Annotated in this window: 13 protein-coding genes; 5 read left to right on the forward strand and 8 right to left on the reverse strand. The window is 68.8% G+C overall.

All coding sequences use genetic code 11. The features are described 5' to 3' along the window. Nucleotides 1–93 precede the first annotated feature (93 nt). Both AB2L57_RS04215 and AB2L57_RS04220 read right to left on the reverse strand, forming a co-directional pair. Nucleotides 94–3,270, reverse strand: a complete 3,177-nt coding sequence (locus tag AB2L57_RS04215) for an endonuclease/exonuclease/phosphatase family protein (RefSeq protein ID WP_409048157.1) — start codon at nt 3,268–3,270, stop codon at nt 94–96. Between the two features lie 419 nt (nt 3,271–3,689). Then, nucleotides 3,690–4,691 carry a LacI family DNA-binding transcriptional regulator gene (locus AB2L57_RS04220; RefSeq protein WP_292813944.1) on the reverse strand — a complete coding sequence of 334 codons (1,002 nt, stop codon included), beginning with the start codon at nt 4,689–4,691 and terminating at the stop codon, nt 3,690–3,692. A gap of 273 nt (nt 4,692–4,964) precedes the next feature. Here AB2L57_RS04220 and AB2L57_RS04225 point away from each other — a divergent pair, with 273 nt between their 5' ends. From AB2L57_RS04225 to AB2L57_RS04245, 5 genes are read left to right on the forward strand one after another with little or no spacing between them, the layout of a single operon-like run. Further along, nucleotides 4,965–6,218 carry an ABC transporter substrate-binding protein gene (locus AB2L57_RS04225; RefSeq protein WP_292813941.1) on the forward strand — a complete coding sequence of 418 codons (1,254 nt, stop codon included), beginning with the start codon at nt 4,965–4,967 and terminating at the stop codon, nt 6,216–6,218. A 20-nt stretch (nt 6,219–6,238) separates the two neighbouring features. Next, a complete protein-coding gene (locus tag AB2L57_RS04230; protein WP_292813939.1) occupies nt 6,239–7,174 on the forward strand; it encodes a carbohydrate ABC transporter permease in 936 nt (311 codons plus the stop codon). Beyond that, nucleotides 7,171–7,998, forward strand: a complete 828-nt coding sequence (locus AB2L57_RS04235; RefSeq protein ID WP_292813936.1) for a carbohydrate ABC transporter permease — start codon at nt 7,171–7,173, stop codon at nt 7,996–7,998. Before AB2L57_RS04230 ends, AB2L57_RS04235 begins: the two co-directional genes overlap by 4 nt. After that, nucleotides 7,995–8,990 (forward strand): SDR family oxidoreductase, encoded by a 996-nt coding sequence (locus AB2L57_RS04240; RefSeq protein ID WP_409048158.1) that lies wholly within the window; start codon nt 7,995–7,997, stop codon nt 8,988–8,990. Before AB2L57_RS04235 ends, AB2L57_RS04240 begins: the two co-directional genes overlap by 4 nt. 24 nt (nt 8,991–9,014) lie before the next feature. Beyond that, entirely contained in the window at nt 9,015–10,034 is a 1,020-nt protein-coding gene (locus tag AB2L57_RS04245) for an aldo/keto reductase (protein ID WP_292813931.1), read from the forward strand. A gap of 217 nt (nt 10,035–10,251) precedes the next feature. On the opposite strand, the gene AB2L57_RS04250 is transcribed toward AB2L57_RS04245, so the two are convergent. The 6 genes from AB2L57_RS04250 to AB2L57_RS04275 all read right to left on the reverse strand — a co-directional run bounded on the left by AB2L57_RS04250 (nt 10,252) and on the right by AB2L57_RS04275 (nt 15,790). Continuing rightward, nucleotides 10,252–11,160: an NAD-dependent epimerase/dehydratase family protein gene (locus AB2L57_RS04250; protein ID WP_409048675.1), complete on the reverse strand. Its 909-nt coding sequence runs from the start codon at nt 11,158–11,160 to the stop codon at nt 10,252–10,254. 29 nt (nt 11,161–11,189) lie between these two features. Next, nucleotides 11,190–12,305: an enolase C-terminal domain-like protein gene (locus AB2L57_RS04255; protein WP_409048159.1), complete on the reverse strand. Its 1,116-nt coding sequence runs from the start codon at nt 12,303–12,305 to the stop codon at nt 11,190–11,192. Next, entirely contained in the window at nt 12,302–13,450 is a 1,149-nt protein-coding gene (locus AB2L57_RS04260; protein WP_409048160.1) for a hypothetical protein, read from the reverse strand. The genes AB2L57_RS04255 and AB2L57_RS04260 overlap by 4 nt, the downstream gene beginning before the upstream one ends. Nucleotides 13,451–13,525: 75 nt before the next feature. Continuing rightward, nucleotides 13,526–14,314: an ABC transporter permease gene (locus AB2L57_RS04265; RefSeq protein ID WP_409048161.1), complete on the reverse strand. Its 789-nt coding sequence runs from the start codon at nt 14,312–14,314 to the stop codon at nt 13,526–13,528. Continuing rightward, nucleotides 14,311–15,048 carry an ABC transporter ATP-binding protein gene (locus AB2L57_RS04270; RefSeq protein ID WP_409048162.1) on the reverse strand — a complete coding sequence of 246 codons (738 nt, stop codon included), beginning with the start codon at nt 15,046–15,048 and terminating at the stop codon, nt 14,311–14,313. The genes AB2L57_RS04265 and AB2L57_RS04270 overlap by 4 nt, the downstream gene beginning before the upstream one ends. 100 nt (nt 15,049–15,148) lie before the next feature. Then, on the reverse strand, nt 15,149–15,790 hold the full coding sequence (locus AB2L57_RS04275; RefSeq protein ID WP_292815452.1) for a helix-turn-helix domain-containing protein: 642 nt from the start codon (nt 15,788–15,790) through the stop codon (nt 15,149–15,151). Between the last annotated feature and the right edge of the window lie 184 nt (nt 15,791–15,974).

Genomic DNA, 15,974 nt, shown 5'->3' on the forward strand with positions numbered 1-15,974 from the left:
TCGCGCGGGGCGGGTGGGCGTGTTCGGGCCGGGTGTGTCCGGACTCGTATGGATCGGCGCTAACCCGTGCGCTCGGTGCGCGCGGGGCGCGCGTCAGCCCTCGGGCGTGCGCCCGAGCGACAGGTGCACGGTGTATCTTCCCGAGCCCGGTTCGAGTGTGATCGTGCGATCCTCGGCGGGGGAGTCGGGCGGCAGCGGCGCCACGGCGGTGGCATCGGTGTCGTCGCCGACATCCTCGTTCTCGATGATGTGCAGCCGCAGCAGATCGGTGAAGCCGAGATCGCTCGGGCGCCACGGGCCCAGGGGAGCGGCGGTCACGATCTGGGCCTCGCCCGTGTGCATGCGGGTCTCGCTCAACAGGGGCAGGCGGTCGGGCGCGCCGTCGATCGTCGCGATCAGCGAGATCTCGTCGGCGCCGAGCGCGTCGATGCCCGTTTCGTCCTCGCAGATCAGGCGCGGCGAATGCATCGTCGCCTGCACGAAAGTCAGCGGTGACCGAAACGACACCTCGACCGGATCGACGGCGGGATTCGCCCGGTCGATCCGCCACCGCACCGTGCCGCCCTCGGCCGAGCGCACGACGTGCGCGTGCGAGCCACGCCCCCACGTGACGGGCGGTTCGGCGAACGCGTCGTGCGTCAGGGTGAGCGTCACCGGGTTGTCGCTGGTGTTGTGTACCTCGAACGTCCAGTCGACGACCCGGCGCTGCGCCTGCCGGTGCAGCTCGCTCGCAAACCACAGGGTCGACGGCACGGCCGCGGGCCCCAGCATCCGCTCTATCGTGGCGGTATCGACCGACACCGGCCCGCGCTGCGGGTGCACGTGGATCGCCGATGCCGGCGATGTGCCCAGGTGTCGTATGAAGACGATCGCCGAGCTCTCGGCGCCCGGAGCGTCGGGTCTGCGTCGCACGCACACGAAGAACTCGTCGGCGGGCACGGCGTAGGTGCGCACTCTTGTGTGCGCCACACCGTACTCGCGCAGCACGTCGTGCGCGTACTCGATCTCGCGCGTCTCGGTCTCAAAGACCGGGCGCCGCGGCGTGCTCATGTCCTCGGGCACGAATACGTCGTATTCCAGATCGGATGTCGGGGCCACCGACCACGTGCCCCCGCCCTGCACGCGATACCAGCGCAGACGGCCACCCGGCAGATCGAAGGCGTCGCCGTCGAGCGGCAGCTCGACATCGCGCGCCCGGGCGGGGGAGTGATGCGGCGAGGGCTCGTTGATGTCGGCGAACACGCCGATGTGGTCGGAGGCCCCGGGGTACACCAGGCGCATCTGATGCACGACCGCGGGCGCCTGCGAGTCTTCGTTGCGCACCAGCACGTAGTCGAGCCGGCTGTTGCGTTTGTTCGGGGCGTCGATGTTGGTGATGCCCTCGTCGTGCGCATCGTGGCCCGCGCAGGCCATCTCGCTCGCCCACCCGTCGACGAACTCGCGCGTGAAGTAGGCGCCCGGCGTCTCGAAGACCGAGCGCCACTCCGCGGGAAAGGCCCGGTCGCCGATGATGTTGAGATCTCCGCACACGATCGTGTGCAGCTGGTCGGTGGTCGCTCGCGACAGCTCGATCATCGACTCCTCGATCAGCTGCGCGATCGTCCGCAGCTGCGCGGCGCGCACCGGCACGCCCTCGGCGATCGAGTCGTAGCTGGCCTGCGTGTGCGTCGAGAACACCACATAGCTCGTCGACGGGCCCGTCTTGACCCGCACCCGGAGCACCCCCTTGTCGGCCAGCCGGTCGGGACCCTCGGCGTCGTCGCCGAACGAGACGAACTTCGCGTTCTCGAGCGGGTAGCGGCTGAGCACCAGCAGACCGCTGTCCTGCGGAACCGAGAACACTCCCGCCGCCACCTGAGAGAGCACGAACTCCACGAGCGCCGCGACGGCGACCGTGCCCGGCATCCAGAACGCCGCCTGGGCGACGGCGGACGTGACGATACGTTCCTTCTCGGTCGCCGAGAGCTGGCGGGTGGGGCCCGCGACCGGGGTCGCGTGCGGGTACCGGTCGTGCAGTCGCGCGATCAGGTCGACGCGGGCGCGGTGCGAGAACACCTCCTGCAGGCAGACGACATCGTGCGCGGGGCCCGTCGCGAGCAGGTCGCCGATGCGACGCGCGCGGGCCATGATCGCCTCCTCGCTCGCCACCCCCGGCAGGTACATCAGCTTGGTGTTGAACGTGACGAGCCGCAGCCGCGCGGCCGGCTCGGGCTCGGGTGCGGCCCACCAGGCGTGCGTGAAGCGCCCGTCGTTCTCGGGAACGAACGCATCGAGCCGCCGCGGCCCGCGCGCGACAAGACCGATCGGGATGCCGGGGCTCACCCGCCGCGCCAGGATCGAGGATTGCATCCAGGTCGGGGAGGCATCGGCCCACGACACCGAGATCGCCGAGCCCGTCGTGTCGACGAACGCGATGTCGAGCCGGTCGGCGGCTCGGGTGACGGCCGAGATGGGCGCGCCGGGGATGGTTCGTGTGTCGGTGATGTCGTTGCGGGTGTGCCACAGGTTGTTGCTCGCGTGATTCCACCAGGCCGAGACGATGCGCCCGGTGGCGTCGGCGAAGAAGATGTCGAGCTGGTCGGGCCGGCGGGCGACGGCTGTGACCGGGGCGCCGGGTGTTGTGCGCACGGTGGTGATGTCGGTGCGGGTGCGCCACGTGTTGTCGGCCGGGTCGTACCAGGCCGAGACGATGCGTCCGGTGGTGTCGGCGAAGAAGATGTCGATGCTGTGCGGTGTGCGGGCGACGGCGGTGATGGGGGCGCCGGGTGTGGTTCGGATGTCGGTGATGTCGGCGCGGGTGCGCCAGGTGTTGTCGGCCGGGTCGTACCAGGCCGACACGACGCGCCCCGTGGTGTCGGCGAAGAAGATGTCGATGCTGTGCGGTGTGCGGGCGACGGCGGCGATCGGGGCGCCGGGTGTGGTTCGCGTGTCGGTGATGTCGGTGCGGGTGCGCCAGGTGTTGTCGGGAAACCGCGACCACCATGCCGACACGATGCGCCCCGTGGCGTCGGCGACGAAGATGTCGAGCTGGTCGGAGTGTCGCGACACCGCCGCGATGCGCGTGGCTCCCAGCATCCCGGGTGGTGAAAGCGGTTCGTGCAGGCCGTACCCGTCGGCGGGGGTGAACCATGCGGTGCGCACGCGCCCCTCGGCGTCGACGAAGAACATATCGAGGTGGTGCGGGCGGCGCGACACCGCCGAGATCGGTGCGCTGACGGGCCCGATCGGGCGTGGGCGGTCGATCGTGATGAGTGTGCGCTGCCAGTCCAACGACAATCCCCTCGCCCGTGGGTGCGGCCCGCGGCGGGCGCGGGGCGGTCTTATGGTGGCGCCTCGGCGCGGTGCGGCGAAAGCCTGTTGAGAGCTTTCTCATGTGGGCGGGGCTCGGCGCTCCGCGGCGCGAGGACTTTGGCGCGGCGCGAGGACTCATTCGCTGCATGAGTCCGCGCCCCGCGCGAAAGTCCTCGCGCGGATGACGGCGAGGAACCGTGCCTGCCCGGCGCGGTCGTGCGCTCTGAGGTCGCGGATCGCCATGGAATCGAAGACCAGACCGAAGTATTCGGGGCTGAGCGCGAGCCGGTCTGCGCTGATCCCCAGGTCGTACACTCGCGGCTAACCCGTGCACTCGGCGCGTGGGAGCCCGTTCGGAGGACCTCTTCGCCCCTCGTCGCGTGCTCGGGCGCGCTCGCTTACGCTCGACGAGTGCTCGCGCGAACGGTGAGCTCTGTCGGCAGGACGGTGGCGCCGGCCGGGTTCATGCCAACGCCCGAGATCTCCGCGATGAGGCGCCGCGCCGTCGCTGCGCCGATCTCTTCGAAGGGGACGCTGATGGTGCTCAGTTCAAGCAGCGCCGAGGTCTCGTGGCCGTCGAAGCCGATGATGGCCACGTCGCGCCCCGGGATCAAGTCTCGATCGCGCAGGACGCGAAGGGCGCCGTAGGCCATCTCATCGGAGAAGGCGAAGACGGCGGACGGAGGAGCATCGGCGTCGAGGAGCTGCTCCATCGCCCGTGATCCGCCGGCGATCGTGAAGTCGCCGGGCGCGATCAGGTTCGGGTCCGCCTCTCTGCCCGAGCGCGACATCGCGTCGTGAAAGCCTAGATGGCGCTGATACTCCAGCACCGCCGGATCCTGCGCCTCGCGACCGTAGATCACCCCGATGCGCGTGTGACCCAGGTCGAGGAGATGCTCGGTGGCTGTTGCCGCGCTCGCGCGGTCGTCGATCTGCACGTTCGAGCCCCACGGGCCCTGCTCCCCGAACGAGACGACCGGCATGTTCAGCTTGGCGATCTCTTCGACATCGGGGCTGTGCAGCGACAGCGAGAGGACGAGAAACCCGTCGACCCGGCGCGCGAGGCGCTTGCGCGGCGGCACGGGATGAGGATCGCTCGGATCGCCGGTGCAGTAGAGGAGCAGATCCATCTCGGTGCCCCGCATGGCGCTCTCGATGCCCGCCAGCATTCGCTGGAACGCCATCCGATTCACGAACGGCGTGATGACTCCGATGCTGCCGGCCCGACCCGTCGAGAGGGCAGCGGCCGCGGGCGAAGCGACGTAGTTGAGACGATCGGCAACCTGCTGCACGTGCTGCCGGATCGCGGGGTCGACGGTATCGAAACCGCGAAGCGCGCGGGAGACCGTCGCTGTCGACACGCCCGCCACGCGGGCGACGTCTTTGACGGTGACGCTCAACGATCCTCCTCGGTGCTTCCGAGGCTCATCTTATCCGTCGCCTTCGTAGGCGCAAGTAAGCGATTACGCAGCGTATCCAACTCGTTACATCATGACGGGTTCCCTGATTTGGTGCAGTTATCCGGGGTGATCCGAGCGCGCTCTCAAGAAGCCGAGTAATCGGTTACTTGACAGGAGCGGCGAATCTCAGCATCCTGAATCGCGGCGCACAGCATGAGCGCCACCGACCGGTCGGTGCGGCCAGGCCGGAGGAACGGCTCAAAGGAGAGAGAAATGCACACCAAGAAGCGGCTGATCATCACCGCGTCGGCGACGGCGGCCCTGCTGACCGTCCTGACGGCATGTGGCGGTAGCGCGTCCGACGAAGGTGGCGACGACGGCATCGGTCCGATTACGTTCGCGTCCGGCAAGGACCTCACGGGTGCCATGCCCCAGCTGATCGAGATGTGGAACGAGCAGAACCCCGACCAGGAGGTCACGTTCCTTGAGCTGTCGGCATCGCCGGATGACCAGCGCACGTCGTTCGTGCAGGACTTCCAGGCCAAGAGCGGCAACTACGACGTGGTGTGGGGCGACGTGGTCTGGACCTCGGAGTTCGCCGCGTACGGCTGGCTCGAAGAACTCGACCCGGAGAAGGTCGCGGGTCCCGACATCCTGCCCGCCGCCGTCGCATCGGCCACCTACGACGGCAAGGTCTGGGCCGCGCCCTTCATGACGAACGCCGGGCTGCTCTACTACCGGTCCGACCTCATCGAGACGCCGCCCACGACATGGGCGGAGATGGATGCCGCGTGCGAGATCGCGGCCGCGAACGACATGGACTGCTACGCCGGGCAGTTCGCCCAGTACGAGGGCCTGACGGTCAACGTCGCCGAGGCGATCAACTCGGCGGGCGGCGCATTCTTGAGCGAAGACGGCCAGTCGGTCGCCGTCGACTCACCGGAGGCGCGCGAGGGGCTGCAGCACCTGGTCGACATGTTCGAGAGCGGCCAGATCAACGCCGCCGGCATCACCTACCAGGAGCAGGAGAGCGCCAACGCCTTCCTCGACGGCGACGTGATGTTCCTGCGTAACTGGCCCTACGTGTACACGGCGGCCAGCGAAGAGGGCTCGGCGATCGCCGGCAAGTTCGGCATCACCACCCTGCCGGGTCTCGACGGCCCCGGAGTCTCGTCGCTCGGCGGCATCAACCTGGGTGTCTCGGCTTTCTCGAAGAACAAGGAGACCGCCAAGGCGTGGGTCGAGTGGATGCAGTCGGACGAAGCGCAGCGCGTGCTGGTCAGTGTCATGAACCAGGCCTCGGTGCGCAGCGACCTGTACACCGACCCCGAGCTCGTCGAAGTGTCGCCCTACCTGCCCACGCTGCAGGAGTCGCTCGAGAACGCCAACCCCCGCCCCCGCACGCCCAACTACAACGCCGTGAGCCTGGCGATCCAGGAGAACGCCTACGCGGCGCTGCAGGGCTCGATGTCGGTCGATGAGGCCATCACGCAGATGGCGGCCGACCTCGAACAGGCGATTCAGTAAAGCGACCCAGAAGGCGAGTCATGTCGACCTCACTCCGGCCCGCCACACGCGGCCCTCAGAAGAAGTCCCGGCCTGGCCGGGAGAGAGACGGCGGACTCGCCTTCTGGCTCGTCATCCCCTCCATCGTCGTCCTGACCCTGGTGATCGCCTTTCCGGTGATCTCCTCGATCATCCGCTCGCTCTTCGGCGACGGCATCGGCGAGGCGCCCTTCGTGGGTCTCGACAACTACGCGCAGGCGCTCTGGGGCTACAACGCCCCCGACTTCTGGGCGGCCACCGGCGTGACCTATCTGTTCGCCGCCGTGACCATCGTGCTCGAAACGCTCATCGGCCTGGGCATGGCGCTCGTCGCCAACAGAGCGTTCCGCGGCCGCGGGCTCATCCGTGCGAGCGTGCTCATCCCGTGGGCCGTTCCCACGGCCGTGGCCGCTGTGCTCTGGAAGTGGGCCTTCGACCCGCAGGGCATCATCAACGCGCTGATCGGGTCCGACATCATCTGGACGGGCTCGACGATCCCGTCGATGATCGCGATCATCGTGGCCGACACGTGGAAGACCGCACCGTTCATCGCGCTGCTCGTGCTCGCGGGACTGCAGGTCATCCCCGAAGAGGTGTACGAGGCGGCGAAGATCGACGGCGCGGGCGCCTGGAAGCGCTTCGTCTTCATCACGCTGCCGCTCGTGAAGCCCGCGCTGCTCGTGGCAGTGCTCTTCCGCCTCCTCGATGCCCTCCGCATGTACGACCTGCCCGAGATCATGACCAACGGTGCGAACGGAACCGCCACCCTGTCGGTGCTCGTCGTGCAGTCCACCCTGAGCCAGCTCAAACCGGGATACGGGGGCGCGCTCTCGACCCTCACCTTCCTCTTCATCTTCGTGACGGCCTACCTGTTCGTGCGCCTGCTGGGCGTCAACGCGGTCGAGCAGGCCGGCGGCCGGAAAGGCAAGAAGTCATGACCGTTCGCTGGGGCACCGTCGGCACCTACGTCGCGCTCGCCGCCATCACGTTCTTCTGCCTGGCGCCCTTCTACTGGATGCTGGTGACCAGTCTCAAGGGGCCCGACGAGATCTTCGACAACACTTTGTGGCCGATCGTGCCGACACTCGAGAATTACGCCGCCGTGTTCGGCGCGCAGAACACCTTCGTGTTCGCCCTGCGCAACTCGGTCATCATCGCCGGCAGCGTCACGATCATCGCCCTCTTCTTCGGGGTGACCGCCGCATACGCGATCGCACGGCTGGAGTTTCGTGGCAAGAACATCGTGCTGGGGCTCTTTCTTGCGACATCCATGTTTCCCGGCGTCGCCATCCTGACGCCGCTCTTCCAGCTCTTCGCCGACTTCGGATGGATCGACACGTACCAGGCCATGATCATCCCCGACGTGAGCTTCGCGCTCCCGCTCGGCGTCTACATCCTCGTCAGCTTCTTCCGGGCGATGCCCTGGGAGCTCGAGGCCGCGGCGCGCGTCGACGGGTGCACGCGCGGGCAGGCGTTCCGCAAGATCATCCTTCCCCTCGCGGTGCCCGGCGTCTTCACCACGGCGATCCTCGTCTTCATCTCGGCGTGGAACGAGTTCATGATCGCCAACGCGATGTCGCAGACGCCGGCCGCACAACCGGTCACCGTCGCGATCGCGCAGTTCACCGGCATCTCGCAGTACGACAAGCCCTACGGCACGCAGATGGCGGCGGGCGTCATCGTCACGATCCCGCTCATCATCCTCGTGCTCATCTTCCAGCGCCGCATCGTCAGCGGCCTCACCGCAGGAGGCGTCAAATGAGCGTGCTACGGATTCTCGTCGTCGGCGGGACCGGCATCATCAGCGGCGCCGTCGTCGCCGAGGCGGTGGCCTGCGGGCACGACGTGCACACGCTCAGCCGATCGGGTGCGGGCGCCGAAGGCGTGCGAGCCCATCGCGCCGACGTGCGCGACGCAGACTCGGTGGCGCGGGCGCTCGAAGGCCTGCGCTTCGACGTCGTCGTGCAGTTCGTCGCCTTCGCGGAGGCGCATGTGAGGGCCGACATCGCGATGTTCGCCGGTCGCACGAACCAGTACATCTTCATCAGCTCGGCGTCGGCGTATCAGACGCCGCCGAGTCGGCTGCCGGTGACGGAGTCGACCCCCCTGCGCAACCCGCACTGGGAGTACTCGCGCAAGAAGATCGCCTGCGAGGACGCGCTCGTCGAGGCGTATCGGTCGAGCGGATTTCCGGTGACGATCGTGCGCCCCTCGCACACCTACAACCCGACCATGGTGCCCTTCGACGGCGGCTGGACCGTGGTCGAGCGGATGCGCCAAGGGCGGGAGGTGGTCGTACCCGGCGACGGCACGTCGCTCTGGACCATCACCCACCACACCGATTTCGCCCGTGCGTTCGTCGGGCTCTTCGGTCGCGACGAGGCCATCGGCGAGGCCTTCCACATCACCTCCGACGAGGCGCTGACGTGGAACGCGATCTACGGGCACATCGCCCGGGCCGCGGGCGTCGAACCTCGCCTCGTGCATGTGGCCTCGGCATCCATCGCCCTGGCCGACCCCGAATGGGGTGCCGCGCTGCTCGGTGACAAGGCGAACTCGATGGTGTTCGACAACACCAAGATCAAGGCGCTCGTACCCGACTTCGTGTGCCGCGTGCCCTTCGCTCGCGGCGCCGAAGAGATCATCGCGTGGCACGACGCCCACCCAGAGTCGCGCCGCGTCGACCGGCGGATGGATGCTGTCATGGACGCGCTCGTCGACACCTACCGGCCGCGACCGATCGCCGGCTTCTGACCCCCTCTCGAAAGGCTTACGAGAATGAAGTACACCACCCTCGGCCGGTCCGGCCTCGCCGTCTCGACACTCGCGCTCGGCACGATGACGTTCGGTGCGGAGGCCGACGCCGAGCAATCGCACGCGCAGCTCGATGTCTACGTCGATGCGGGCGGGACCGTCATCGAAACCGCAGACGTGTACAGCGGCGGCCGCTCGGAGGAGATCGTCGGCGAGTGGCTGCGGCAGCAGAGCTCGACCTCCCGCGACCGTCTCGTGCTGGCCGGCAAGGGCCGCTTTCCCGTCGACGTCGACCCCCGGGATGCCGGCACCTCGCGCCGCCACCTGCGCCGCGCGCTCGATCGCACGCTCGGCCGCCTGGGCGTGGATCACATCGACCTGTACCAGGTGCACTCGTGGGATCCGGTGACGCCGCTGGAAGAGACGCTCGGGTTCCTCGAAGACGCCGTGCGGGTCGGCAAGATCAGCTACGCGGGCCTGTCGAACTACCTCGGCTGGCAGATCGCGCAGGCGGCGACCATGGCCCGCGGGCGATTCCCGCTCATCTCGATGCAGCCGCAGTACAACCTGCTGGCGCGAGAGGTGGAGTGGGAGATCCTCCCGGCTTGCGAGGCGAACGGCCTCGGCGTGCTGCCGTGGTCACCGCTCGGCGGTGGCTGGCTGGCGGGCAAGTATTCGCAGGATCAGCGGCCGGCCGGAGCGACGCGTCTCGGGGAGGACCCCGAGCGCGGGGTCGAGGCCTACGACCTGCGGTCGTCTCAGGCGCGCACCTGGCGGGTGCTGGATGCTGTGCGTGAGGTCGCGCAGGTGCACGGTCAGTCGATGTCGCGCATCGCGCTCGCGTGGCTGGGCGCACAGCCTGCCGTCAGCTCGGTGATCCTCGGGGCGCGGACCGTGTCGCAGCTCGAGGACAACCTCGGCAGCGCCGACGTCTTGCTCTCGACCGAGGATCTGGCGGCATTGGATGCGGCGAGCGACCCGGAGCCGTCGGCCTGGCCGTACGGCGCCGCGGGACGCGAGCAGCGCAGCCGCGGGCTGGCGTAGGGCTCGGGCGCGGCGCGAGCGTGCGGCTGCGTGCGGCGACCGCGTGGCGCGGCGCGGCGCGGCGCGAGGAGTGTGGCGCGGCGCGAGCGTGCGGCTGCGTGCGGCTACCGCGTGGCGCGGCGCGAGGAGTGTGGCGCGGCGCGAGGACTTTGACGCCGCAGAAGTCCTCACCCCGCGTCATTGTCCTCGCGCCGGTCGCGGGCTCGGGTTTGTGAGGCTAGTTCTGATCCCGTTCGGCAGCGCGGGGTTCGCCGCGCTCGTCGAGGTGGTCGCGCCACGAGCGGGACGGGGCCCAGCCGAACAGGCGTGTCGCCTTCGACGAGTCGATGCCGCTCGCGTCGACGCGGGGAACGGGGCGCAGCTCGACCTCGGGGTGCAGGCGCGCGACACTCGCGAGCAGGTCGCGACCTGCGATGTTGTCGGCCGCGGCGGCGTAGACGACCTCGTGACCCGGGGTCTGGGTGCGCAGGCAGGCGACGACGAGGTCGGCGAGATCGCGCACGTCGATGTAGGCCCAGAACACCGCGCTCGGCAGGTCGGGGTCATCGAAGAAGGGGCGCAGGTTCGCGGCGTAGGTGTCGGGCGTCAGCACCCAGGTCGGGCGGATCGACACGGCGGACGCGTCGGTGCGCGCGACGAACGCGTCGCACAGCATCTCGGTCACGCGCTTGGACAGGCCGTACGCGTCGTGCGCGCGGTCGGGGTGCGTCTCGTCGATCGGGCAGAAGGCGCCGACCATCGGTCGGTGCGCCCAGGTCATGCCCGAGACCGAGTCGCTCGACATGTTGATCAGACGGCGGATGCTGCGAGCCTCCATCGCCTCGATCACGTTCATTGTCGACTGCGTGTTCGTCGCGAACACCTCGTGCGCCACGTTCTTGGTCGGCTCGGGGATTCCCGCCGTGTGCACGACGGCGTCGACATCGCGGACGACCGCAAAAGCGGCTCCGGCATCCGTCAGATCCGCCTGCACGTACGGCACGGCGTTGGAGTCGTCGGCGTCGTACACCGGCCTCCCGATATCGGTCGCCCGCACCTCGAACCCCGCGGCGACCAGCGCCGCGACGACGTGCCGGCCGACCTTTCCGCGCGATCCGGTCACGAGCACGCGTTGGACAGCGGTCATGTTCACGGCGTCCACGCTATCCGGGCCGGTCACGCGTCGAGAAAGGCCCGGTGGCCGGCCTCGATCACGTCGGTGTCGACGTCGATGCCGAGCCCTGGATGCGTCGGCACGGCGACGAAGCCGTCGACGATCGAGGGGATGCCGAACCCGGCCGTCGGCGCGACCCGATCGAGCATCGGCGAGAGATGGAAGGGGTACTCGATCAGATCGACGCCCGGCGTCGCGGCGGCCACGAGCGCGTTCGCGGCGAATGTGATCGGGCTGCCGTGCGTGTGCATGACCACGCGCGCGCCGCGCCCCTGCGCCGTCTGCGCCATCAGCTGCGCGTCGGCGAACCCGCCGCAGATCGACGCATCGGGTTGCACGACCGAGATGGCCGCAGCATCCATTGTGTCGAGCATGTGCTCGACGCTGAACAGATGCTCGCCGTAGGCGATGGGCACGGGCGAGGCCGCGGCGATGCGGGCGATCGCGGGCAGGCGCGCGGCCGAGACCGGCTCCTCGAACCAGCTGATGCGGAGGTCTGCCAGGCGCTGAGCCATCTCGAGGGCCTCGGCCACCGAGAACAGCTCGCTGCCATCGACCATGAGGTCGATGTCGGGCAGCTCGGCGCGCAGATCGGTCAGCACGCGCATCGCGGTGCGCCAGTCGGCGCCGATGCGCATCTTGACCATCGACACCCCGCACTCGAGCAGCGGCCGAAGCAGCTCGAGGTGCCCGCCGACCTCCCGGGACTCGAGAAAGTGGCTGTTGCCGGCGTAAACCCGCAGGCGCTCGCTCGCTCGCGAGCCCAAGGGAGCCAGCGACTGCCCGGCCGAGCGCGCCTGCGCGTCGCGGATCGCGATGTCGACGGCACTCATCGACTGGGCGGCCGAATAGCCGAACCCGAGCGTGCGGCCCACGGCCCGCCGCTTCTCGGCGAGCGCGTGCAGGGCCGCGTCGAACGAGAGCCCCGTCGCGACCGGACCCCACACGTCGTCGACGAATCGCGAGAGAACGGTGGGGTACGAGATACCGAAGCTGTCGCAGCTCTCGCCCCACCCCACGACGCCGTCGGTGGTTTCGGCCCGCACGACGAACAGCGACATCTCGGCGTAGTCGGTCGCAAGCCGCAGGGGCATGGCGGTGAGGGAGGCGATGGTCATGAGCTGAAGCTGATGCTCGGGTCGAGGAACTCGTTGGTGTAGATGTCTTCGGCGGTCAGACCCTCGGCGACGTCGACGCCCGACTCGGCGTAGATCTCGGCGAGGAGCGTCGTCATCCGCTCCATGCGCTCGGCATCGAACGACCCGAAGACGCCGTCGGTACCGTCGGTGACGAGGCCCTCCTCCTGCATCACACGGTGGATCTCGGCGCCCAGCTCGGGGCTGACCTGGAAGAACTGGTCGATCTCGACGAGGTAGTCCGAGATCGCCTGGTTGATCGGCTCGGGGTCCTCCATGTAGTCGAGCTGCGACTGCTGCATGGCGGGAACCAGCTGGGCCAGGCACTCGGACTGGGCTTCGACGACCTCGGGCTTGCCCGACCACGCGGCCGCGTAGATGTCGTAGCCCGAATCGGCGATCAGGAACGAGTCGACGTCGCGCCCGTAGTCGGGAAAGTCGACCTTGAGGCGGTACGGCTCCTGCGTGATGTAGCCCTGCATGACGACCGGCTCGTCGGCGACGAGGCGCGTGACCGAGCCGTCGAACGACCCGTCGACCTGGTCGGCGCGCACATCGCCCTGGGCGATGAGGTAGTCCATGTACGTCGCGCCCTGGAAGTAGAGCACCGTGGCATCGCTCTGCCCGATGTCGGCGAGGTCGTCGAACGAGTACCGCTCGGGATCCCAGAACAGGATCTGCGGGTTGACCTGCAGCGGCGTGTACACGGCCTTCGTGGGCTGGTCGGCCGAGAGTTTGACCGACTCGTCGGTGTCGATCATGGCGAGCATGATCGAGTCGTCCGAGTAGAGCAGGGCCGTGGACTGCTGGAATCCGATGAACGGCCCACCCGAGCGCACCTCGATGGTGATGTTCGGGTCGACGATCGCGGGGCCCGAGTAGATTCCCGCGTCGGGGTCGGTCGTCGCCTCAGCCGGGTCGATGAGGGCGTAGGCGGCGGAGTGCTCCGGCTCCGGAAACCAGTTCGTCTGCAGCACGACCGTGGCCGGGCAGGCGCTGAGCGCTCCGTCACCGCCTGCGGCTGCAGCATCCTGCGCGGTCGGTTCGGTGCCCCCGCAGCCGGTCAGCGCGACCGAGAGGGCCGCGCCGATCGCGGCGGTGGAGACGAGAAGGCGGGTGCGGTTCATGTGATCTCTCCAGGGGTGAATGGTGCGTGTCGGGTGATGCGGGTGCGGGTGCGGGTGGTGCGGGGGATGCTGCGCTCAGCGGCCGTCGGGCTGGTACCACCGGCCGATGACCAGGCGCGAGAGCAGGCCGAAGAGCCAGAAGACGACGAGCCCGAAGAGCGAGGCCAGGATGATGGCGCCGTACAACATCTCGCCGTCGAGGCGGTTTCGGTACGTGTCGATCGCGAGGCCGATGCCCGAGTTGCCCTGGCGGAAGAAGAAGTCGGCGACGATGGATCCGACGACCGCCATGCCCGCCGAGATGCGCAGCCCCGTGAAGAGGGCCGGCAGGGCCGCCGGAAACTGCAGGCGCCAGAGGATCGTCCAGCGGCTGGCACGCTTGAGGCGGAAGAGGTCTTTCATCTGGGCGTTGGCGGAGTGCAAGCCGAAGAGGGTGTTCGTGATGATCGGAAACAGCGAGATCAGGATCACGACGAGGATGCGGCTGCCGAAGCCGTACCCCAGGGCGAAGGCGATCAGCGGCACGAGGGCGAGGATCGGCACACTCTGCAGCGCGACGGCGTAGGGGTAGAGCGTCGTCTCGACCCACTTCGCCTGGCTCATCAGGATCGCCGTGGTGATGCCGATCACCGTCGCGATCGCGAGCCCCGTCATCGCGACGATCGCCGTCGTGCCCAGCTGCTCGAGCAGATCGCCGAGGTTGCCGGGATCGAGAAAGGCGACGACGAGGATCTCGTGCGGCATCGGCAGGATGAAGCGCTTGGAAGGGGCAAGCAGCACGGCGCTCGTGAGGTACCAGAGCGCGAGCACACCGGTCGCGAAGGCGATCGGCAGCAGGATGGACCGCAGGCGTGCACGGGTCATGACATCGCCGCCTTGAGGACGTCGGCGATCTCGGCCGACAGTTCGGCGAACTCGGGGGAGTAGCGGGTGTGCTCGTCGCGGTCGTCGCCGAACGGCACCGCGAATTCGCCGATGATGCGCCCCGGCGAGGCGCCCATGACGACCACCCGCGTCGCCATGAAGACGGCCTCGGCGATCGAGTGCGTCACGAACACGCCCGTGAATCCCTCGTCGCGCCACAGGGCCCGTACGTCGTCGTTGAGCTTCTCGCGGGTGAACTCATCGAGCGCGCCGAACGGCTCGTCGAAGAGGAAGAGCGCGGGGTTGTTGACCAGCGACCGCGCGAGCGAGGTGCGCATGCGCATGCCGCCCGAGAGCTGGTGGGGCAGATGTTTGGCGAAGGGCGCGAGGCCCACCATGTCGAGCGCGTGGGCGACGCGGCGCTCGATCTCGGGTCGGGGCAGGCGGTCGAGCTCGCCGAACAGGGCGACGTTGCGCTCCACACTCAGCCACGGGAGGAGCGTCGCATCCTGGAAGACGTAGCCGATGCGGTCGGTGTCGCTCGCGGTGCGCCCGGACGTGGCCGTGTCGAGACCCGATGCGAGGCGCAGCAGCGTCGACTTGCCGCATCCCGACGGTCCCAGAAGGGAGACGAACTCGCCGGGTCGGATCGAGAGATCAACGCCGCCGAGCGCGACGGTTCCGTTGGGGAACCTCATCGCGACATCGGTGAAGTCGAGCGTGGCGCCGGACATCGGCCCTCCCTGAGTGAATATTGACTAGATCAATATCCGCTGAGGATGTTTCGCGGGCGTTTCCCGATAGTTGCGGCGCCGTGAAGGTGGGCGCGCTTACCTAAATATGCTCGACGGTAATATTCTCGTCGCTCGCCCGCGGTGCACTCGTGCCGGACTGCGTGACGAGCAGGCGGGCCGGCCAGAGCCCGACGACACGCCACCGGTGCGACACGCCTCCCGCGAAGTAGAGCGTGTCGCCGGGGCCGATGCGGTGGATGCCCTTCTCGGCGAGGTCGACCTCGAGGTGCCCCGAAATGACGAAGATGAACTCCGCGCCGGGATGCTGGTAGTAATCCTCGAACTCGGTCACGTTCGTGACGAACTCGAGCGGATACATCTCGCGCTCGCCCACCACGAGAGCCTTCGCCTGCCCGTTCGACTGCGTGACCATCGAGCCCTGGTCGACGCGCACGAGGCTGACGGCGTCGTCGTCGATCTCGGCGGCCGAGCCCACCCCGCGCTCGCCGCCCGACAGCAGTGCGGGCGTCGTCGTGCCGAGCGCGGACGCCAGCCGGTGCAGCGACGGCATGCTCGGCCGGGCTCTGCCCCGCTCGATCTGGCTCAGAAAGGGCTGCGAGAGCTCGGTGCGCGCCGCGAGGGCGACCATGGTCAGCCCGCGCTCTTTGCGCAGGGCGGAGATGCGCCGCCCGAGCTCGAGCGTCATCCGCGCCTCGGTCTCGTCGCCGGGGGTCGCTGCCATGCGATTCACCCTAGAGGCTGGCGCGGGTCGGGCTTGCGCGCGCGGGTCGGGCTTGCGTGGGGTCGGGGGTTGCGCCCGGGGGTTCGTCGACCCCGACCTGGCACGAAGTGTCGGGTGCGCGTGGCGGTTTCGACCATTCGTGCCGACTCGCGGCCCGCCGGCGGTGGCGCCCGCGTGCGCGAAG

This window comes from Microbacterium sp. HA-8, from assembly GCF_046111165.1.
Taxonomy (GTDB): domain Bacteria; phylum Actinomycetota; class Actinomycetes; order Actinomycetales; family Microbacteriaceae; genus Microbacterium.